Here is an 18,024-nt window from a genome sequence, read left to right as displayed (position 1 = left end):
GGGCGTCTACAAATGGCAAAAAAGAAAGATAAAACAAGTGAGTATCAATATGTAGACGCATGGTACAGCAATCAGAACGGTAGAAGCATTCCGTGGAAACGAATCCCTTCCTCTGAAGTGAAGCAATTCCAAACGGGAGAGGCATTCAATTTCAATTGTTTTGCTACAGTTCAACGATTTGCGAACGACACAAAAGTAAAGGGGGAGGCATTTATTGCTCCCCTATATTTTGACCTTGACCATGCGGAAGACCCATCAGTCAGCCAAAAAGATGCGATAAAGCTGGTGGAATTTTTTACGAAAGAAATGGATATTCGTGAATCGGATATGTGGATTTACTTTTCTGGATCAAAAGGGTTCCACATCTTAATAAGCTCCGATGCGCTCGGTATTGAACCGAGAAACGACCTTCATAAAATCTTCAAACATATGGCTGGGTACTTAGTACATAGACTAGGACTCACGTCACTAGACCTTGTGGTGTATACAGAAAAGCGGATGATTCGTTTACCGAACAGTATGCATCAAAAAACAAACCTATTTAAAACAGAAATTAGTGTAAATGAGTTAAACAAATTAACTCTGGAAGAAATTAAAGATTTAGCGAAATCGCCAAGACACGCTGACGATCTACCTTATACGGCAGAAGAACGTAAAAAGGCAATGAAATACAGACCCCGTACGGGGTATTTACTAATAAATAAGACAGAAGAATATGAACAAGCTGCAGCAACGAGTGCTCGTAAGTATGCGAAAGAAGAATTCCAGTTTAAGAAAGATAAACCACCGGCATGTGTAGTTGATATTTTAAATGGTGGATGGAAAAAAGACGGTGACCGGAACCAGGCAACAGTACAGCTTGCATGTTACTTCAAAGACGCTGGTTACACGAGAGAAGAAACAATGAAAGAGCTGGAAGACTGGGTGCTTAAATTTACATCTGAGGATAACGAGTATGGTAAGCAACAACGTGTTGCGAATACGAGAAGTGTTATCGATGCGGTATACAGCGGTGATAATACATACAAATTTGGTTGCGCGTTTATTCGTTCACTACATGGCGAAAAGAAACCAGGAAGCAAAGATTATGAACGTGTAGCATGTGCAGGTGATATGTGTCATTGCATTAAGAAGAATGCTGAGGAAGAAGAAAATGCAAAGTTACTTCATTTAGCAGAGACAGGCAATGCGGATCTTACTGGAAAGCTTGTAAAAACACGTGTCATGGTTGCAGGGAAAAAGCATACACCTTACATCATTCCGAAAAACATTGAGTACCATTGCTGGGGCAGAGAAAGTTGTAAAAAGGTACATTGCCCTCTATACGACATCCATACACATACAGGATATAAAGACCTGGGCGTAAGTGATCGGGAAGTTATTCAAATGACAGGCGTAGGTGACGATAATATAAAAGGCATTTTACGAGAAATATCAGGCATTCCAAATTGTCCGAAATACAATACCGATATTTTAGAAAACATGAACGTTGAAGAATTGCTTGTAATCCCGATGGCTGAAGAAGATGACGAAAAGCAAGAGCAGCATAAAGGGAATTATGTACTACGAAAAGTGTACGCCGTAAATGGACTAAACGTAAGTGAGAATAAGTACTATGAATTAACAGGTTATGTATACCCACATCCAAAGAATCAGGAGTCAACACTACTTGTAAAGAGTGCGGTACCACTTCAGGATGTGGTTGAAAGTTTTGAGCTAAATGAACAAGTGAAAGAAGATTTAGCAACATTTCAGCCGGCTGATTATACAGCAGAATCAATTGAACAAAAACTAGGAGCAATTTGTAACGATTTAACGTACAACGTAACACACATCGTAGAACGTGATGAGACATTACTTGCAGTATTGCTAACACTTCATAGTGTTTTACGTTTTAAAGTACCTTGGGATTTAAATCCGTTACGCGGATGGGTGGAATTGAAAATTGTTGGTGATACAGGTACCGGTAAGTCGGCGCTCATTGAAAAGGTAATGAAATATTCAGGACTTGGGACACGAGTGAATGCGGAAAGTACGTCTCGTACAGGTCTAACGTACAAGATGGAACAGTCAGGTGCTCAAGGCGCATGGTATATCGTTTGGGGTGCGTGGCCGTTAGCGGACAAAGAAATGATTTGGATCGATGAAGATACAGGTATTACAAAAGACGATTACGGTGAAATGACACTTGCCCGTTCTGATGGAAAGCTAGAAGTAAAACGAGCTGTAACAGCTGAAACACCTTGTAGAGTACGTGCCATCATGTCAGGGAACGTACCGAAAGGGAAACGACTTGCTGATTACTCTCAAGGCGCAGAAAGTTTAAAAGATATTTTTAATAACGAGGATATACGTCGTTTTGACTTTGCAGTCTTTATGAGAGCGAGTGATGTGGATCCTGAATTGTACAACCAAACACTTGCTACGTACCCATCGATTATACAGAAGGATACTTTGAAAAATAACATTTTATATGCTTGGTCACGTAAGCCGGAGGACGTGTTATTTACAGACGGTACGATTGATAAAGTACTGGAGGTTGCGACAGACCTTGCGAAAGTATATGGGAATGCGAATGACATACCACTTGTTTCTCCTTCAGATCAGCGGAATAAAGTAGCAAGATTAGCAGTTGCACTTGCAGCTCTTACACATTCAGTTGATGAATCAGGTGAAAGAATTCAAGTTTGGCCGGGACATGTTGAGTTTATTGGGGAGTATTTAAAAGCTTTATACAATGCTCCAGGTTGCGGCTTAAATTACTATGCTCGTTTAGCAATAAAAGAGGAAGAAATGACAGAAGAAAGATACCAGAAGTTTACGGCAGATCTTAAGAAAATCGATACGTTAACAGGCGAAATGAAATTCTATGAGTTTATCAAACTGTTCGCTCAGCAGAAGTATTTACGACTTGGTGATGTTGAGGCAATGCTGTCTATCGATAAAGAAGAAGCGAAAGCAATCGTAAATCAATTAGCGAAAATGAGGATGATCCTTTTAACAAGTGGTGGCTATCGCAAAACGCCGCGCTTTAATGCATACATTGCGTATTGCATGAAGAAAGGTCTCTTTGATCATATACAAGATGAGTACTACTAATTATATGGACAAGCTCTATAAATATGACTGGAAGTGAAAATATGAAACTTGGAAGTTTATTCGGGAAACCGAGAACATTAGCAAGTAGTAAAAAACAGGTACCGGTAAAAGAATCAAAGTTAGCGGTAGAGATGGAAAAAAAGAAGAGGCCGGGACAATTCGATATTGTTTGGCCAAAAGTGGAACCGCAGCAAGTGAAAGATTATAAAGCGATTCTTACAGTCTCAGAGTTAAAGAAATACTTAGAACGTTGTATACAAACAGGTAGAGTAGGATTCGACTGGGAGACTGCAGCAAGCAAAGAAATTAGAGTGCATTATAAAAAGGCGTTTGAAGATATAGAAGAAGCACGTACTACAGGGATTATCGATGATAAAGAAGCGGAAAGCCGAAGTGAGAGCTTAGAAAAAGCGTATTTAAAAACACCATTGGATCCGTGGCAAGGTGAGATTTGTACGGTATCGCTGTCAGCGACGGCACACGAGTCAAGAGTTGTTCCAATCTCACATAAAGTTGGCCAAGTATTTGAACCAAGTATGGATAGAGATGAAGCTAGGAAATTGGTTCTAGATTTGCTTGATGAATACCTATTTAAAAATGAAAAGGTATTAAAGATTGCGGTCAATTTGTCTTTTGAAACGAAATATGCAGCGAAGTACGGTAAATACATTTTAGGAAAAGTAGCAGATCCATTGATTATGTGGGTACGGTGTTTACAAATCGCAGCACCTCAAAAGATTAATAACCCGAAAAAACCTACAAGCGGATGGGGTTTAAAACCAGCTACGAAACACATTTTTGGTGTAACGATGAACGACTTTTCAGCCCTTTTAAAGAAATACAAGGTCAATTTCTTTGACGAAATTGATGCGAGTAAAGGTGAAGGGCTGCTTTACTCCGCCGAAGACTCGGATTATGCTGTGCAGCATTACGAATATTGGTCTCAAATTGCAGCTCAAATTCCGCGATATGAGGAATGGCTTCATAAGATTGAAATGTCATTCACACGTGCTATCGGCCTTATGGAATATTGGGGAATGAATTGGGATCCAAACCTTGCAACGCAAAAGAAACAAGAAGCGGAAATTATGCAAGAGCAAGCGGCTGAACGTATTAAACAAATCGCGAAAGAAACGTTCAATATTGATATAAATACCGGTAAATCAGGTAAAACGAACGAAGTGAAAAGCTTAATGTTTGATTACTTAAAAATACCGATTGCCAAATATGGAAAAACAGGCGCGAGTCTTGATCAAGAGGCGCTTATCGATATGGCATTTATGCTTGAAAACAAGCTGAACGATATCGACGAGGAAAAATACCTCGGTGTTTCATTACCTGAAAATTGGGAGAATATCGATCCGGAAAAGGATCCTACTTTAGATAAGCTAGAACGCGGAGCGATTCGTATCGCAAAACGTGAACCGCATCCTTATAAAGAACAGGCACTAGAAGTTATTGACCAGCTAAAGAAAATACAAAAATACACGACATTACTTTCTTCGCACATCATAGGACGTGAAAAGTACTTGAACTTTATGAGTGGACGGATCCATGCAGGGTACAGTCCATTCACAGAAACAGGACGCTTAAACAGCTTTAATCCGAACGGACAAAACGTACCGAGACCAGATAATGATGAGTTTAAGATAAGAAACTTCTTTGTACCTAAACCAGGAAAGATATTATTCTTCATTGACTTCTCAGGGTTCGAGCTTCGCTTAATGGCATGGAAATCAGGCGATGAGGTCATGATTGAGTTATTTAACACAGGTGGCGATATGCACCGTAGAACCGCATCTGTAATGACTGGAAAGTCTGAGGCTGAAATTGTAAAGAAAGAACGTACAGATGCCAAGGCGGGCAACTTCGGTATTTCTTATGGCGGTACGGAACACGCTTTACAGTTCACATTTAAAACGAAGTACATGATTCGTAAAACATTAGATGAATGTGCGCAGATTGTAAATGCTGTTAAAACAGCGTACAAACGCATACCAGAGTATCAACGCAAGATTGTTTTAGAAGCACGGGAGCAAGGCTATGTACAAACGATTTATGGATATATGAGATTACTACCTGGCATTAACAGCGCGAATAGAAGAGATCGTGGCTCAGCTGAAAGACAAGCAGCGAATACACCAGTGCAAGGTAGTGCGGCTGACATTATGAAGAAAGTACAAAATGAAATTTATGAATCTATTGGTAAACAAGAAGGTGTACTTGCTCATGGTAGTGCCGATATGATTGCACAAATTCACGATGAAATCATTTTTGAAATAGATGATGATCCGGAAATTGTAGTTGCAGTAGAAAAACAAATTAAACAAGTTATGGAGCAACCTCCAGTACCAGGATTTCCAGTTCCGATTGAGGCAGAAGGAAGTGTAGGTTATCGATGGGGCGAGAAAATGAGTGTTGAGTCCTGGCTTAAACAAAGGGAGGAATAGCATGTGGGAAGAGGAGAGGGACCGCGTAAATCATTATTTGCGAAGCGTCATGCAACAGCATTACCACGTGTAAAGCCGGCAAGAATTGTAGGAAGTATTGCTGGAGAACCGTACAACATGGTTTGGGTAGTAAGTTCATTAAGAAAAGATAAAAAGACTGGTGTGCTAGACCCAGTACCACAAGATCCATACGCAGAATTACTATTCAGCAGTTGCTTTAAAAAATGGAGGGAAGACGATGAACGCCTTGAACCGTCAACAACGCCGAGCGAGTGAACGTGAGAGAAAGAGAACAAGGGAGCGGCAAAGTTTTCACAGGGGTGAAGTACAGCAAGTATCCCTTTTATCGTATAAAGATGGTCGAACATTAGCATTACGTGCAGTAAAAGAGGTCTTAGGTTTGGGGCCAGTACGTTTAGAACGTGTACAGAAGCGATTGGAGGAACTAGAAAACGAGAATTTTAATGAACTATTTTTAGAGCATTTAAGAAAATAAAAAGCTGTAGGAAGGATGTGCGATTGTGGGTGGTAGACAGCAAGGGAAGGGGTACGAAAATCGGAAAAGTGATCGGAAACTAGAAAAATTAAAACGTGAAATGGTTAGGCAAAAAAGGAAAGTAGCAAAAGGTGAGCTACGAAAGGCGGTAGTGTACTTGGACAATTCGGAGCAACAATTAAAAGATGTGATGCAAGAGAATCGTGATTTACAGTTAGAAGTTGACTTATACAAGTCTCAGGTGAAAGTGAAAGACAATTACGCAAAACGTGTATTGAAAGAAAATAACGAATTACGGGAACAGTTTAAAAATTCACGTAAAAAGTCTATTTCGTTATTTGTTTCTTATATGTTGGTAGCGGTCATTGTTAGCTTTGTAATTGTTAGATAAGAAGGGGGCGATTGAGATGACAGTAGTAAAAGACAACGAGTTCTGGAAAGAAGTGTATTACTACATGGAAAAGCATGGTTGCTATAAGGATGAGGCTGTAAAGGTCGTGGAGGCTCAGTTCAATAGTAAGAACGAGAAAAGAGTAAAAATCATTGAAGCTGTAAAAGAAAAGTTGATTTGTGCGGGAATACCTGAAAAGGACTCTTTAAAATTTGCAGAAACTGCACCCTTTGTTAATTCCTTAACTGGTGCCAGTGTAGAAAGAATGGTGAGAAGTTTTATAGATTTGTTTAAAAAAGGGGAGCGTGCAAAACAATGAACATCATTCATTTATTCCAGCTTCAAAAAGATCTTGATAACAAGATTGTAGAAAAACGTAGCTTGCAAAACGTGTCCTTGTTTCAAGAAAAGAAATTATCATTTCGTGACGAGTTAAGTGAGTTACTTCATGTGTGGCGCGGTCATAAGTTTTGGAGTGAAAATAACAAGCCGATTACAAAAGGTGTACGTAACAAGGGTCAAATGATGGAAGAAGATAAGGAGTACTACAATCCGTTATTAGACGAATTTGTTGACGCACTTCACTTTGCTTTATCGATTGGATTAGAACGTGAATGGAATAAATATATCGATGCCTTTGTAGTGCGTAATAGCAAAGGAAATACAAAAACAGAAATTATCGATGTGTTTAACGATTTATATGAAAACAAATTATGGACTGCAGCACATTACATGACCTTGATGAATGACCTGGCTTACTTAGGTGCAGCGCTTGGATTTTCGGCTATTGAAATTTACAACGCATATATCGAAAAAAATAAAATCAATCATGATCGTCAGGCATCCGGGTACTAAAAGGAGGCGAAATGGTGGGGAAAGTTATTCTTTGGACAAAAGAAGAGGTAGCGTATCTCGAGGATTCCTGGGGGACATATAGCATTAAAAGTATTGCAAAGAAGTTAGATCGCACTGTAAATGCCATAAAACTAAAAGCGAATCGTATAGGGTTAAGTGATCCCCGCCTACACTTCAATGGGCTTACAGTGCTCCAACTAGCAGATGTATTACAAGTAAGTTATAAAACAATTGAATCGTGGTATAAAAGGTTCGCATTTCCTATAAGGCTAAAGTTGTTTGTAAAAACACAAAAAGTAAAAGTTGTTTACTATAAGGATTTCTGGGACTGGTTAAAACGACATAAGCAGGTAGTTGATTTTTCAAAGGTTGAATATGGGATTTTAGGACCTGAACCAGAATGGATGAAAGAGAAACGTGATGCGGATGCGTATAGAAGGAAAAAAGAAAGGGAGCCTTGGACCAAACAAGATGAATTGTTACTAAAAAGTATGGTCAAAGCGAATTGTTATACGTATTTGTATATCGCGAAACGTCTCCAGCGAACAGAAAGTGCAATAAAGAAAAAACTGGAGGAGCTTGGAATCTTCGAGAGACCTGTAGAAAGCCAAGCATCTTATACAGAAAATGAAATACAAATTAGTTTAGACCTATTTGAAAAAGGTTACACGGTAGATGCAATTGCAGAAAGGTTTGGGAAAAGCGCATTAACACTTGTTGGTTACTTAGAAAGTAAGGGGTATCGATTTAGAGCGAAAATGGTGATAAAGCCTGAGAACCCCATGTTTTAGATCTCAAATAAAAAAGGCTAGGATTTCTCCTAGCAAAAGAGTTATGTCGTACAGAAAGGTACTTGTGCGCAAACCAGGTGTTTGCAAATTCATTATATAACGTTTCTGAGGTTGACAGGCTGAATCATAGCAATCTTTACGTAAACTTTACATGGTATTGAAGATTTTGATAGAGATCAAATTTGAATTTTATAAGAAAAGTAGGTAAGAAATATGGTGAGAGAATGGAACGAACAAGAACGCCTAGAAATTGAAGCGGAGCAAGAGATGATTGCATGCGCAGAACGTGAAAACTGGATGGAAGCAAACAATATTAGTGAAGAGTATTAATGTTCGGAATTTGGATTGGATTGTCAGCTGCGATTTAAGTTGAATGTTCGTTTTTTAATAAAAGCGTTATTTTAAAATTAAAGAGCACCCAGGGGAGCGCTCTTCGATCAAGACAATATTGAAAAATACTCGGTAATATATGTAATCTTTTTAGCTTTGTGAGATTAATCAAAAGTTTTTTGACTTGTTTTTGGATGGTATTACATTTTGTTCTATTTTTTCGTAAAGATTAAGCAATTGTTTAATGAATGTAATTTTCGGTGTTAACCAATATGAAAATAGCGCTGAAATAATTCCTATTAAAGCTCCTGTTATGACATCGAAAGGATAATGAACTCCTACCCAAATACGAGAAATAGCTACGCAGAATGCAAGTACAAGCCATAACCATCTAGCCTTTTTACGAATAAGCCAGAATGAAAAACAAATTGAAAAAAATAGAATCGTATGGTCGCTAGGAAATGAATTATCTACTGCATGATCGACAAGTTTATTAACATTAGGTAATACTGCAAATGGTTGATAATTCAAATGCAAATTCCCTGCTAATTTTCCAATTATTTCAGCAGTTACGAAAGCAACCATCGCTTGAATAATCATCATTTTGTTTTTTCTAGATTGAGTAAACCAATAAGCCATAATAATTAAACCTAAAAAATACACCATATATTCCGCCACAAATACCATAGTTGAGTTTAGGGATGAATATGACTTCCCTAAATCATTGATTGCTCGAAAAGTATCAATATTTAATTGAGAAAAAGACATTTTTAAGTCGCTCCTTACTGTGTGTTTATAACTTTATAAGGAAAATTATAGTAAAGAGTTTATAGTGAAAAAATTGATTTCAGTGACATTAGTATTACAAAATTGTAAGGATTAGCTCATTAAAGATTTTTAATAAAATAGTTATTTTATAACCCAAAATAAAAGAACCCGTTTGTTATAAACGGATTCTTCACACAAGGTCTGCAAGAAACTCAAGGTAACTGGACCAGAGCACCATATAGAATTTCTTGTGATATTAATGTATTCAAGGAAGTCTAAAACGTTAATAGTAATTAAACAAAATTCTTATTTAATAAAAATCGCGTACAAAAAATGTACGCGATTATATAAAAATTATGTCTTGCGTGCTCATTACAATCTATGTTTATTGTATGTAAGACGTGATACATTGCAATACACTAAAAGAGCACTTTTGACAGTGCTCTCTGACCAAAACTAATATTGAAAAAGGATACCCAAGATATTTTATGTATGTTTTTTAGATAGGTGCTGTTTTAAAACAAAATCTTTTTTGCACAACAAAGCAGCTAGTTAATAAAACTAACTGCTTGTTGTACAAAAGAAAAGCTGCGCTTACAGAAATAGTTTGTAACTTTAAGTTACAGAAATAGTATGAACAGAGTTGAAAATGTTATTCGGAAATAAAAGAAAACAAAATAAAAAAGAGCACCATGCATAAGTGCTCTTTAAGATAGGAGGTAACACTTTGAGCTGAGGCTAGGTTAGAAGTATATGGTGTAAAAAAAAAAGAAATAAGACCTAAATTTTATTATTAAATCAATATAAAAAAGCAGCTAGCAAAAACTAACTGCTCATTGAAAAAAGGAATCTACACCAGGTTATTTACTGTCAGAGTTTCAAGAAACAAATGATTAAATTAATCTAACTTTTCAATTACAATTGAAGCATTTACATTTGTTTGTGTTCCACCTGCCAAAGTTTGCAAAGTGACCGCAGCAGCTGAAGTATGATTGTGAAGGGTAAGAACATCACCTGCGGCTAAAGAGAGGATTGTTTGCCCATTGTTTTGCTGAGTACCTGCACCTGATCCATAAACTGCGTTGGTAACTGGAGCACCATTTAAAAAGAGCGTAAATTGATTAGGTTCAACTCCTGATACAGAAAAAGAAATCTTATAATCTCCTGCATTAATAACCATAATCTGAGAAGTTCCAGGAGTATGAGTAAAACCAGGTGTCATTAAACCATTCGAATTAAAAAGAATAGGTGCTTCTAAGGCAACAACTTGAGCTGCTGTATTGAAAATATAAGCGTATTGAGATAATCCAGATACTGTAAGACCGGTAGGCCCAGTAGGTCCGGTAGTTCCAGCGGTTCCTGGTAATCCAGTAGGCCCAGGAATGCCTTGGATACCTTGGATACCTTGGATACCTTGAAGCCCAGTTGGGCCAGTCGGGCCGATAGGTCCAATAAGTCCTGGATTACCTTGAATACCTTGGATGCCCTGAATTCCAGTCGCCCCAGTTATTCCAGTGGGTCCAATAGGACCAATAGGCCCTGGATTACCTTGAATCCCCTGAATCCCTTGACTTCCTTGAGGTCCAGTGGGGCCAGGAATGCCTTGGATACCTTGGATACCTTGAAGTCCGGTTGGTCCTGGTGATCCAGTAGGTCCAGTGGGGCCAGTCACTCCGGTTGGTCCTGGTGGTCCCCCGGAAGGTCCAGTCGGGCCCGTTGGTCCTGGTGGTCCACCGGAAGGGCCGGTCGGTCCAACAGCTCCAGAAGGTCCAGTTGGACCGACAGAACCAGGAATGCCAGGAATCCCTTGAGGGCCGGTCGGGCCAGGAATCCCTTGAATGCCTTGAATGCCAGGAATCCCTTGAATGCCTTGAATCCCTTGAATGCCAGTGACCCCCGTTATTCCAGTCGGTCCAATAGGACCTTGAATGCCAGGAATGCCTTGGATGCCTTGGATACCTTGAATTCCAGTAGGTCCAGTTGGACCAATAGATCCAGAAATCCCAGGAATCCCTTGAGGTCCAGAAATACCTTGAGGCCCAGTAGGTCCCAGATTACCTTGAATTCCAGTAGGTCCTGGAGGTCCCGGAGGTCCTGGAGGTCCCGGAGGTCCACCTGAAGGTCCGGTAGCTCCAGTAGGTCCCGAAGGCCCAGTAGCACCTGTTAATCCAGTAGACCCGATTTGAGGCAACGGAAAGGCACATGGAAAGGGGATGTGACATTTCTTTTTAAATTCACTCATTTTTACACCTCCGTTTTAAACTAACTAGCCAATTCATATTTATACTTTAACAACTTATGAGCAAGCAGACATATGGGTGTAAGGAAAAACTATAAAAATTACATGAAAGGTTTTAAGAGTAAGCCTCTATTTCACATTCCATACAAAAAAGAGCACCATATATAAGTGCTCTTCTGACTAAAACTCTTAATGTAAAAGAGTATGTGATACCAAATGTAATTTTTTTATGGACGTGAAGTATTTGAACAAAAACGCTATTTGAGTAGAAAACATTAAAAAGGACCCGATTAGGGGTGCGGGCCCTTTTAATGGAACAATAGAACTTTATGGGATTACCAATACGTTACCATAAAAGGTAATTATTTTCCAGATAGTAGGTGTTGAGAAAACTTTATATAAAACTTCATTTTACACAACAAAGCAGCTAGCTAATCTAGCTAACCGCTCCATTGTAATGCGCTGAGGAATTTTACTAAGCGTACATATTATGAGTTGTAACTACAAGTTACAACTCATAATATGAACAGAATTGAAAATGTTATGCAAGAAAGCTAAATAAAAACTTTATTAAGCACAACAAAGCAGCTAGCTGAATCAGCTAACTGCCTGTTGTACATAGTAACCCACATGAAAACGCAAATTGTAACCACAAGTTACAGCTATATTATAGACAGTTTTAAAAATGATATGCAAAAATAGTCAAAAAATCCATTAAACGCAACAAAGCAGCTAGCTGAAGTAGCTAACTGCTCCGTTGTACAATTTTAGAAGTAGCCGATATATGCTGTAACCAAAAGTTACAATTATAGTATAAACAGATATCAAAATATTAAGCAGATAAGAAAATTAAATGAAAATTTCATTTTATATTAATTCGGAACACAAAAAGAGCACTTAGTAAAGTGCTCTCGTGACGAGATCCATTTTATAACGACTATTTTATAAAGAAAGGAACTCAGAATATTATATGTAAGGCCAGTTAATTGAGTGCTATTTACAATTAAAGAGCAGTTAGCAAAAGCTAACTGCTCGGCCCAAGGTAATAGACATAGAATGGGTATTAGTAAAATTGGCTATTCATGAGCCTGTTTACAGTGTAACCAAGATTTTTTTAATGTATTCCCTCTTTAAAAACCTTATTCAAACAGTGGTATTTAAAGAGGGAGTGGAGTAATGAAAAAGAATACTTTCCCTTTATACATGAAATGATTTTTTAATTCTCAATAATATATGAGTGTTAAGACAAAAATGTGTAATTAAAAGAGCAGCTAGCAAAAGCTAACTGCTTAGGTCAGGGAACTACTGCTGATAGAGGTTCATTAATATGAGTTTTGGCTATCGCCTATGCACAGTATTGACGGAATATCGAGTTTTATTCAAGGGGGAGAGGGAAAAAATAATTTTAACTTGATATAACTTGATCTTGATCAGCAACATCAGAATCAAATGTATTCGTTGCACTAACACCGTTAAAGGTATTAACAACAAAAGAAACATTTGATGCCCCTGAACCATTATAAGATTTTGTATTCTCTTTTGGAGATACGTTATAAAAATCCCCTAAATTGAAAGCACCATTACTGTTTTGAACGACAAGATTTCCAACGACAGAAGGCATAGTACACACCTGCTTTCCTAGAACGTATTTAAATTAGTATATGGTGTATTCGTCTAGAGGTTCATTAGAACCAGAAAAATTAAAGATGAAGTTTGTTAGAAACCAAACAAAAAATCCTTTGAAAGAAAGGAGCATCCAAAACTATGAAACCCGTAAAAGCGAAATGTGAAGTATGTGAGCACGTGTTTCGTGTCCAGATGCTCGTAGCGCGATTATCAAACCGTGTGGACAAGCACTATTTCATTTGTCCAAGCTGTAAAACAGAATTTGTAAGTTATTATTCGAACCGTGAAATGAGACAGCTGCAGAAAGAAATTTCGAAATTATACAACGGTTTCCGTAAATGTTATACAAAGGACCAGGCAAAAGTGATCCAAGCGAAAATCGATAAAAAGGATTTAGAGTATAAGTGGTTACGAGATAAATTGAAAGCTGAAGTGGAGAATAAGTAAAAAAGCCTTCCAGTTTAGAAAGGCTAAATAGTTATCTGTTTAACATGCATATGCTCATCTCTAATTTGGTATTTCATTGCATAATATTTAAAATTTTGACGATAATTAGCGTACGGATTTACGCGGCTTGAATTAATAGCTACTTTAAACGTAATTATAACCTCTTTAGTGTCTGGTGCGGGTGTAAATGCGATATCCAAACGAGTAAAGCTATTAGATTTAAATACGCCATAATTCGAGGGGGGTACATTTAAGTTAGCAATACCATATGGTGTTTCGTACTTATAGTAAGACATATCTTCATCGTAAATTTTTAAACTTAATTGATTATAAATACCGATACTATTGCTAGGTTTATGTTTATCAATCACAACTAAATCGAAGTAAGCAATATCTGAGGGGGAAGGATTTACTACCTTTAAAAAGCAGACATAAATACCATCTTTATTTTCTATAGCAAAATTTTTCGTGCTAATAGAATCGATAATAAATAGTTCTTTTTCAAAAGTAACATCTAAGGATTTTTTGTTAGCACGATATGTAATAAATGAGATGATGAATGATGCCATTGAGATAACAATAGGTAATCCAAATCTAAGTAAAGACGACCAATTTTCTTCTAAAAACTTATACATTATATAACCCCTTTCGTGACAATTATACGGTATATAGGTGGAAGAATCTAATAATCTATTTATCGAAATGAAAATTTATAAGAGTTTAATCGTAGATTTACCAAATTTCCAAATTGAAGGAGGATAATTTTATATGAATATACCAAAACGCTTAATGATTGGCAGTGTTCCTTATGATGTGGAAATAACTAAAAGTTAGATTGAAGAAAAGGAAAAGGTTGAGGTAAGAATTGCTGAAATAACGTATCACGAACAACATATCAAGATTTCAGATAATGTAACAAAGCATGAAGAAGAAATGAAAAACGTACTTCATGAAGCGGTTTACGAAATGCCATAAATGTAACGCGAAACTCAAGATAGTACCAGCAACGAAAAAGGGGGCTAAAGAGAAATGAAATCGACAGGTATTATTCGTAACATTGATCCATTAGGACGAATTGTGGTTCCAATGGAATTACGCCGTACATTAGGTATCCAGGTAAAGGATCCGATGGAGATTTTCGTAGATGGTGAATCTATTATTCTACAAAAATATAATCCTAATAACTCTTGCCAAATTACAGGCGAGGTTTCAGAAGGAAATATTGAACTAGCTAGTGGGAAACTCGTGCTAAGTCCTAAAGGGATTGATCAGGTATTAGCGGAAATCGAAGCACGTTTGAAGGGGCGATAAAATGAGCGAACCGAATAAGCAATATACAAATATCGAACTGGAAATGATTTTAGACAATTTTGTAAAGGCGTTACCGATGCAAATGCGTATGCAGCGTGAAATGTCTAAATTATATAAAGCACGTTATGATGCACTTGTTTCGGAAGGTTTTACGGAGCAACAAGCACTGGAAATCGTAAAATTACGAGGTATAGAGTGAAAGGTTCGGAAGCAATCTTACGAGCGATGCACCAGGCAGGAGGAGAAATCCCTACTACGCAGTTTGATACGTGGCTGGGACAACTCTCTCAGTTAGGTCTATTGGAGCAATTCACGAAAGATGATGAGCATGTTTATTATTACCGGCTTACGGATAGCGCAAGGCAGTTTTTAGCTAAGAAGGGTGTAAAATAAGCGGTTATCTTGTGTAGCTTATAATCTCTCCATCTTGTTCTCTGTCAATATTGTGTAACGTTCCATTTTCCTCAAGTAAAAAACAAGCAACGGCAGGTTTTTTATGTAAAGTAGTTAAATAAACGACGTAAAGTTTATCACTGATTCCTACGTGTTCCTTAGCAACTTGCTGAAAAATAGTTTGGCACTGACGTGCGATATTTTCATACGCATTTGTGGCGTTTAACTGATCTTCTGTTAGTGATTGTAATACAGTTTGTATTTGGATTTTAGCTTTATCCTGAATTTTTTCGTTTGCACCTATTAGCTCAATTGCTCCAACTTTGCTATGTGTAAAGGGTTCTGTCAGACCTATGTAGTTTTTTACAGAAAACAATGTGAAACTGTTGCTCTCATCATCATAATTAGCTAGAAGAGCGCTACCTATTGGATGATTATTTATATGAGTTTTCGAGTGGAAATCATTCACATCATTATAAAAATTAAGTATATAACTACGTAAAGATATATTATCTAAAGCATGCGCATTATTATATAAGCAGTTACGTAGGATTTTAGCGGTGTAAAAAGAACTTTCAGAACCCGAAGTTCCTAATATACAGTTAGGGGTTACAATCGTAATTTTACGTATATAATCGTTATCTATTTCGTCGGTTTTTTCGATACTATGACGTGTATCACTGGCAATAAGAATACCGTTAGGTAAAACGATACCTGCAATTAGTGTCATTACTTCATCTCCATTCGAATTTAGTATTTAATACAACATTGATAATTATAACAGATGGTAACTATGTAAGTCCTGTTTTTAGGGAATATATGTTCTTAGTAGTGAGGTAAAGGAGAGAAACAAGTGAATTATATAGATCGTATCACGGAATTAGCCCCACAAGTACAGGAGGCCGTTTTAGAAGATGTGATGAACCGGATTAAGGATTGGATCGTAAGTGGCGGGAAAGAAGATGATTCGTATATTGAACAACAACTGAAATTCGTGGAACGTGTGGCTGCGGGAGTAAGGAACATGACGTCTGAAGAAATCCGTAACTTACAAATCGATGGAGTAGATGTTCCGTTTTACGATGGGTATGTGACGGTACAAGAAGGAGTTGTTACGGGTAAGCTCACCTGGAGTCTCCATGTTGTGGATTATGGGGTAAGTGAATTTGTGGCCACGAACCAGTTACATGATGTGAATATCGAGACGGAGCAGGGCAATGTGTATGCTGGAGAAGGATTGATTACGAAAGTGACTGAAGAACAGTTTCTCCTAGCTGGAAAGTCAGTGCTACGTGGTTATGAGACAACAGCAGCGTGGCACGTGTTTCGAGATTTGGTACAGTGAATATTCAAGAACATTATTTAGTATGGCTCTTGTTATAATTTACAAGCCTCATTTGATATTGGTTAAGCACTTGGGGAGTATTGATTAATACTATGTGATTGTAAATAAAAATTAGGAAGTGATTGTTTATGTATAATAATTACTGGCATCCCTATCAGAACGCGATGTATCCAAATTATGATTCAAGTGTAGATTCAGACTACAGAATGACGTATTCAACTGATAACCAAAATACAGACTTCGACTATCAATTCTCCCAAAATGTAAATCAAGGTCATATGCATGGCTATCGGAACGAAAGACAGTTGGAAGCTCATTTATATGCTCCTAGCGCTCCTAAAAGGCACGACCTGGGACATAAGTTCTGGTCATTTTCTTGGAACCCTGAACCAGTTGGACCTGATCAATTTTTGATTGCTTATTTGAAGGCACCTGAGATGAATGTTATCAACTGTGGTTGGAAAATAAGTTCGCCAAATGATAAAGTGTATGCAATTGAGAGTTATGATAGACAATTAGATGAATGGGTTATTACGTTACACAACACATCACAGAATACTAAACAAGTTACTTTTACCTTGATAGCGAAAGAACAAAGATAAAGCAATAAGTACCACAGCTCATACAAAGAATAAAAATATATAAAAGAAAAGTTTTTAGGAGGGGGTCTAATACACTACAGTACTTAAAAAAAAAACAAAATAAAAAAGGCCCCCCCCTTAAAAAAATATACCTTATATATATAATATAAATATAAAACTAATAATTATATATTATATATATAGTGTTATTTATTAATAGTTATATAGTATGTAATACTATTAATGATTTAACGTTTTTGTTTAGGGGGTTGATTTTCTGAGTCAGGAGGTTCGGAGATGACCAGAATTGATGGCTATATTTCAAAGAAGACAATACGACTATGGCTGGAGAATTACGAATCACTGGCTGTAGGTGATCGGTTCCCTGATGCGCCGCCTAGCTTTACTGGACCTAGTGCACAGGACGGGAAAAGCGATGGACGGCTGAATAAGATTGTGCTGGATCAGGCAATTAAACAATTACCGAAGAACATGAAATATATAGTGCTTGCTCGGTATGTGTACAAGATTCCTAGAAGGAATACATTACGGACTATGAATATCACTGCGAAATTGTATTACGCACGCTGTAGACAAGCCATAGATTTATTGCACATAAGTATTAACGGTGATATGGCGGGTATGAGAAGTTTAATAAAAAATTTGTACGAGTCTTGACAAGGTGGGGTCATAGTAGGTACAATTTATGCTAGGATGGTGAATTTGTGTCCTACTCCAACAATAAATAATACGCATAGCCATGAGGCCCGTCATTAGGGTATCATGGCTATTTTTATGTCCGTTGGATTGGACTGATTGTGGGATATATAGTAGGTAGAAACTAAGGTGACTACTGTAGTGGTTATCTAACTGTTGGCAACACGGAAGGTGAAACTGATGGA

General features: G+C 37.5%; 20 protein-coding genes and 1 pseudogene. 16 read left to right on the top strand and 5 right to left on the bottom strand.

Features of this window, described 5'->3' with window-relative positions:
* Positions 1 to 12: 12 nt before the first annotated feature.
* From EBQ15_RS08605 to EBQ15_RS08570, 8 genes are read left to right on the top strand one after another with little or no spacing between them, the layout of a single operon-like run.
* Positions 13 to 3,099, top strand: a complete 3,087-nt coding sequence (locus EBQ15_RS08605; protein WP_001074795.1) for a DNA primase small subunit domain-containing protein — start codon at positions 13 to 15, stop codon at positions 3,097 to 3,099.
* Positions 3,100 to 3,122: 23 nt separating this feature from the next.
* Complete coding sequence (locus EBQ15_RS08600; protein WP_001999806.1) at positions 3,123 to 5,549, top strand: bifunctional 3'-5' exonuclease/DNA polymerase; 2,427 nt, start codon at positions 3,123 to 3,125, stop codon at positions 5,547 to 5,549.
* Positions 5,550 to 5,552: 3 nt separating this feature from the next.
* Positions 5,553 to 5,825: a hypothetical protein gene (locus tag EBQ15_RS08595; RefSeq protein WP_000532403.1), complete on the top strand. Its 273-nt coding sequence runs from the start codon at positions 5,553 to 5,555 to the stop codon at positions 5,823 to 5,825.
* A complete protein-coding gene (locus tag EBQ15_RS08590) occupies positions 5,788 to 6,045 on the top strand; it encodes a hypothetical protein (protein WP_000993003.1) in 258 nt (85 codons plus the stop codon). Before EBQ15_RS08595 ends, EBQ15_RS08590 begins: the two co-directional genes overlap by 38 nt.
* Positions 6,046 to 6,070: 25 nt before the next feature.
* On the top strand, positions 6,071 to 6,436 hold the full coding sequence (locus tag EBQ15_RS08585) for a hypothetical protein (RefSeq protein ID WP_000509445.1): 366 nt from the start codon (positions 6,071 to 6,073) through the stop codon (positions 6,434 to 6,436).
* 16 nt (positions 6,437 to 6,452) lie between these two features.
* Positions 6,453 to 6,755 (top strand): hypothetical protein, encoded by a 303-nt coding sequence (locus EBQ15_RS08580; protein ID WP_000219343.1) that lies wholly within the window; start codon positions 6,453 to 6,455, stop codon positions 6,753 to 6,755.
* Positions 6,752 to 7,291, top strand: a complete 540-nt coding sequence (locus tag EBQ15_RS08575; protein WP_001021292.1) for a dUTP diphosphatase — start codon at positions 6,752 to 6,754, stop codon at positions 7,289 to 7,291. Before EBQ15_RS08580 ends, EBQ15_RS08575 begins: the two co-directional genes overlap by 4 nt.
* A gap of 11 nt (positions 7,292 to 7,302) precedes the next feature.
* Positions 7,303 to 8,082, top strand: coding sequence for a hypothetical protein (locus EBQ15_RS08570; RefSeq protein WP_001999808.1), 780 nt, complete (start codon positions 7,303 to 7,305; stop codon positions 8,080 to 8,082).
* Positions 8,083 to 8,580: 498 nt separating this feature from the next.
* Here EBQ15_RS08570 and EBQ15_RS08565 read toward each other — a convergent pair whose 3' ends face one another.
* The 3 genes from EBQ15_RS08565 to gerPF all read right to left on the bottom strand — a co-directional run bounded on the left by EBQ15_RS08565 (position 8,581) and on the right by gerPF (position 13,040).
* Entirely contained in the window at positions 8,581 to 9,180 is a 600-nt protein-coding gene (locus EBQ15_RS08565) for an undecaprenyl-diphosphatase (protein WP_000010619.1), read from the bottom strand.
* 898 nt (positions 9,181 to 10,078) lie between these two features.
* Entirely contained in the window at positions 10,079 to 11,422 is a 1,344-nt protein-coding gene (locus EBQ15_RS08555) for a BclA C-terminal domain-containing protein (protein WP_001288629.1), read from the bottom strand.
* Positions 11,423 to 12,824: 1,402 nt separating this feature from the next.
* Complete coding sequence (gene gerPF / locus EBQ15_RS08550; RefSeq protein ID WP_001141564.1) at positions 12,825 to 13,040, bottom strand: spore germination protein GerPF; 216 nt, start codon at positions 13,038 to 13,040, stop codon at positions 12,825 to 12,827.
* A 143-nt stretch (positions 13,041 to 13,183) separates the two neighbouring features.
* On the opposite strand from gerPF, the gene EBQ15_RS08545 reads away from it, so the two are divergent.
* Entirely contained in the window at positions 13,184 to 13,492 is a 309-nt protein-coding gene (locus EBQ15_RS08545; RefSeq protein WP_000805622.1) for a hypothetical protein, read from the top strand.
* A gap of 23 nt (positions 13,493 to 13,515) precedes the next feature.
* Here EBQ15_RS08545 and EBQ15_RS08540 read toward each other — a convergent pair whose 3' ends face one another.
* A complete protein-coding gene (locus tag EBQ15_RS08540; RefSeq protein WP_000276397.1) occupies positions 13,516 to 14,127 on the bottom strand; it encodes a hypothetical protein in 612 nt (203 codons plus the stop codon).
* Positions 14,128 to 14,521: 394 nt separating this feature from the next.
* Here EBQ15_RS08540 and EBQ15_RS08530 point away from each other — a divergent pair, with 394 nt between their 5' ends.
* From EBQ15_RS08530 to EBQ15_RS08520, 3 genes are read left to right on the top strand one after another with little or no spacing between them, the layout of a single operon-like run.
* Positions 14,522 to 14,803, top strand: coding sequence for an AbrB/MazE/SpoVT family DNA-binding domain-containing protein (locus tag EBQ15_RS08530; RefSeq protein WP_000843026.1), 282 nt, complete (start codon positions 14,522 to 14,524; stop codon positions 14,801 to 14,803).
* Position 14,804: 1 nt separating this feature from the next.
* Positions 14,805 to 15,002 (top strand): hypothetical protein, encoded by a 198-nt coding sequence (locus EBQ15_RS08525; protein WP_001294614.1) that lies wholly within the window; start codon positions 14,805 to 14,807, stop codon positions 15,000 to 15,002.
* A gap of 26 nt (positions 15,003 to 15,028) precedes the next feature.
* Positions 15,029 to 15,196 (top strand): hypothetical protein, encoded by a 168-nt coding sequence (locus tag EBQ15_RS08520; RefSeq protein ID WP_001999813.1) that lies wholly within the window; start codon positions 15,029 to 15,031, stop codon positions 15,194 to 15,196.
* Positions 15,197 to 15,200: 4 nt separating this feature from the next.
* Here EBQ15_RS08520 and EBQ15_RS08515 read toward each other — a convergent pair whose 3' ends face one another.
* Positions 15,201 to 15,926: an Ntn hydrolase family protein gene (locus tag EBQ15_RS08515; RefSeq protein ID WP_000172503.1), complete on the bottom strand. Its 726-nt coding sequence runs from the start codon at positions 15,924 to 15,926 to the stop codon at positions 15,201 to 15,203.
* Positions 15,927 to 16,049: 123 nt separating this feature from the next.
* On the opposite strand from EBQ15_RS08515, the pseudogene EBQ15_RS31860 reads away from it, so the two are divergent.
* The 4 genes and pseudogenes from EBQ15_RS31860 to EBQ15_RS08495 all read left to right on the top strand — a co-directional run.
* Positions 16,050 to 16,145, top strand: a pseudogene (locus EBQ15_RS31860) (DUF6877 family protein); the annotation flags it as partial.
* 75 nt (positions 16,146 to 16,220) lie between these two features.
* A complete protein-coding gene (locus EBQ15_RS08505) occupies positions 16,221 to 16,541 on the top strand; it encodes a hypothetical protein (protein ID WP_033682833.1) in 321 nt (106 codons plus the stop codon).
* Positions 16,542 to 16,747: 206 nt separating this feature from the next.
* Positions 16,748 to 17,143, top strand: coding sequence for a hypothetical protein (locus tag EBQ15_RS08500; RefSeq protein WP_001999815.1), 396 nt, complete (start codon positions 16,748 to 16,750; stop codon positions 17,141 to 17,143).
* Between the two features lie 276 nt (positions 17,144 to 17,419).
* Positions 17,420 to 17,800, top strand: a complete 381-nt coding sequence (locus EBQ15_RS08495; RefSeq protein ID WP_000196738.1) for a hypothetical protein — start codon at positions 17,420 to 17,422, stop codon at positions 17,798 to 17,800.
* Positions 17,801 to 18,024 lie beyond the last annotated feature (224 nt).

It is taken from the genome of Bacillus sp. 2D03 (genome assembly GCF_003946765.1).
Classification (GTDB): domain Bacteria; phylum Bacillota; class Bacilli; order Bacillales; family Bacillaceae_G; genus Bacillus_A; species Bacillus_A cereus.
Note: the sequence above shows the minus strand (reverse complement) of the source record. Positions and strands in the feature narration are given on the sequence as shown.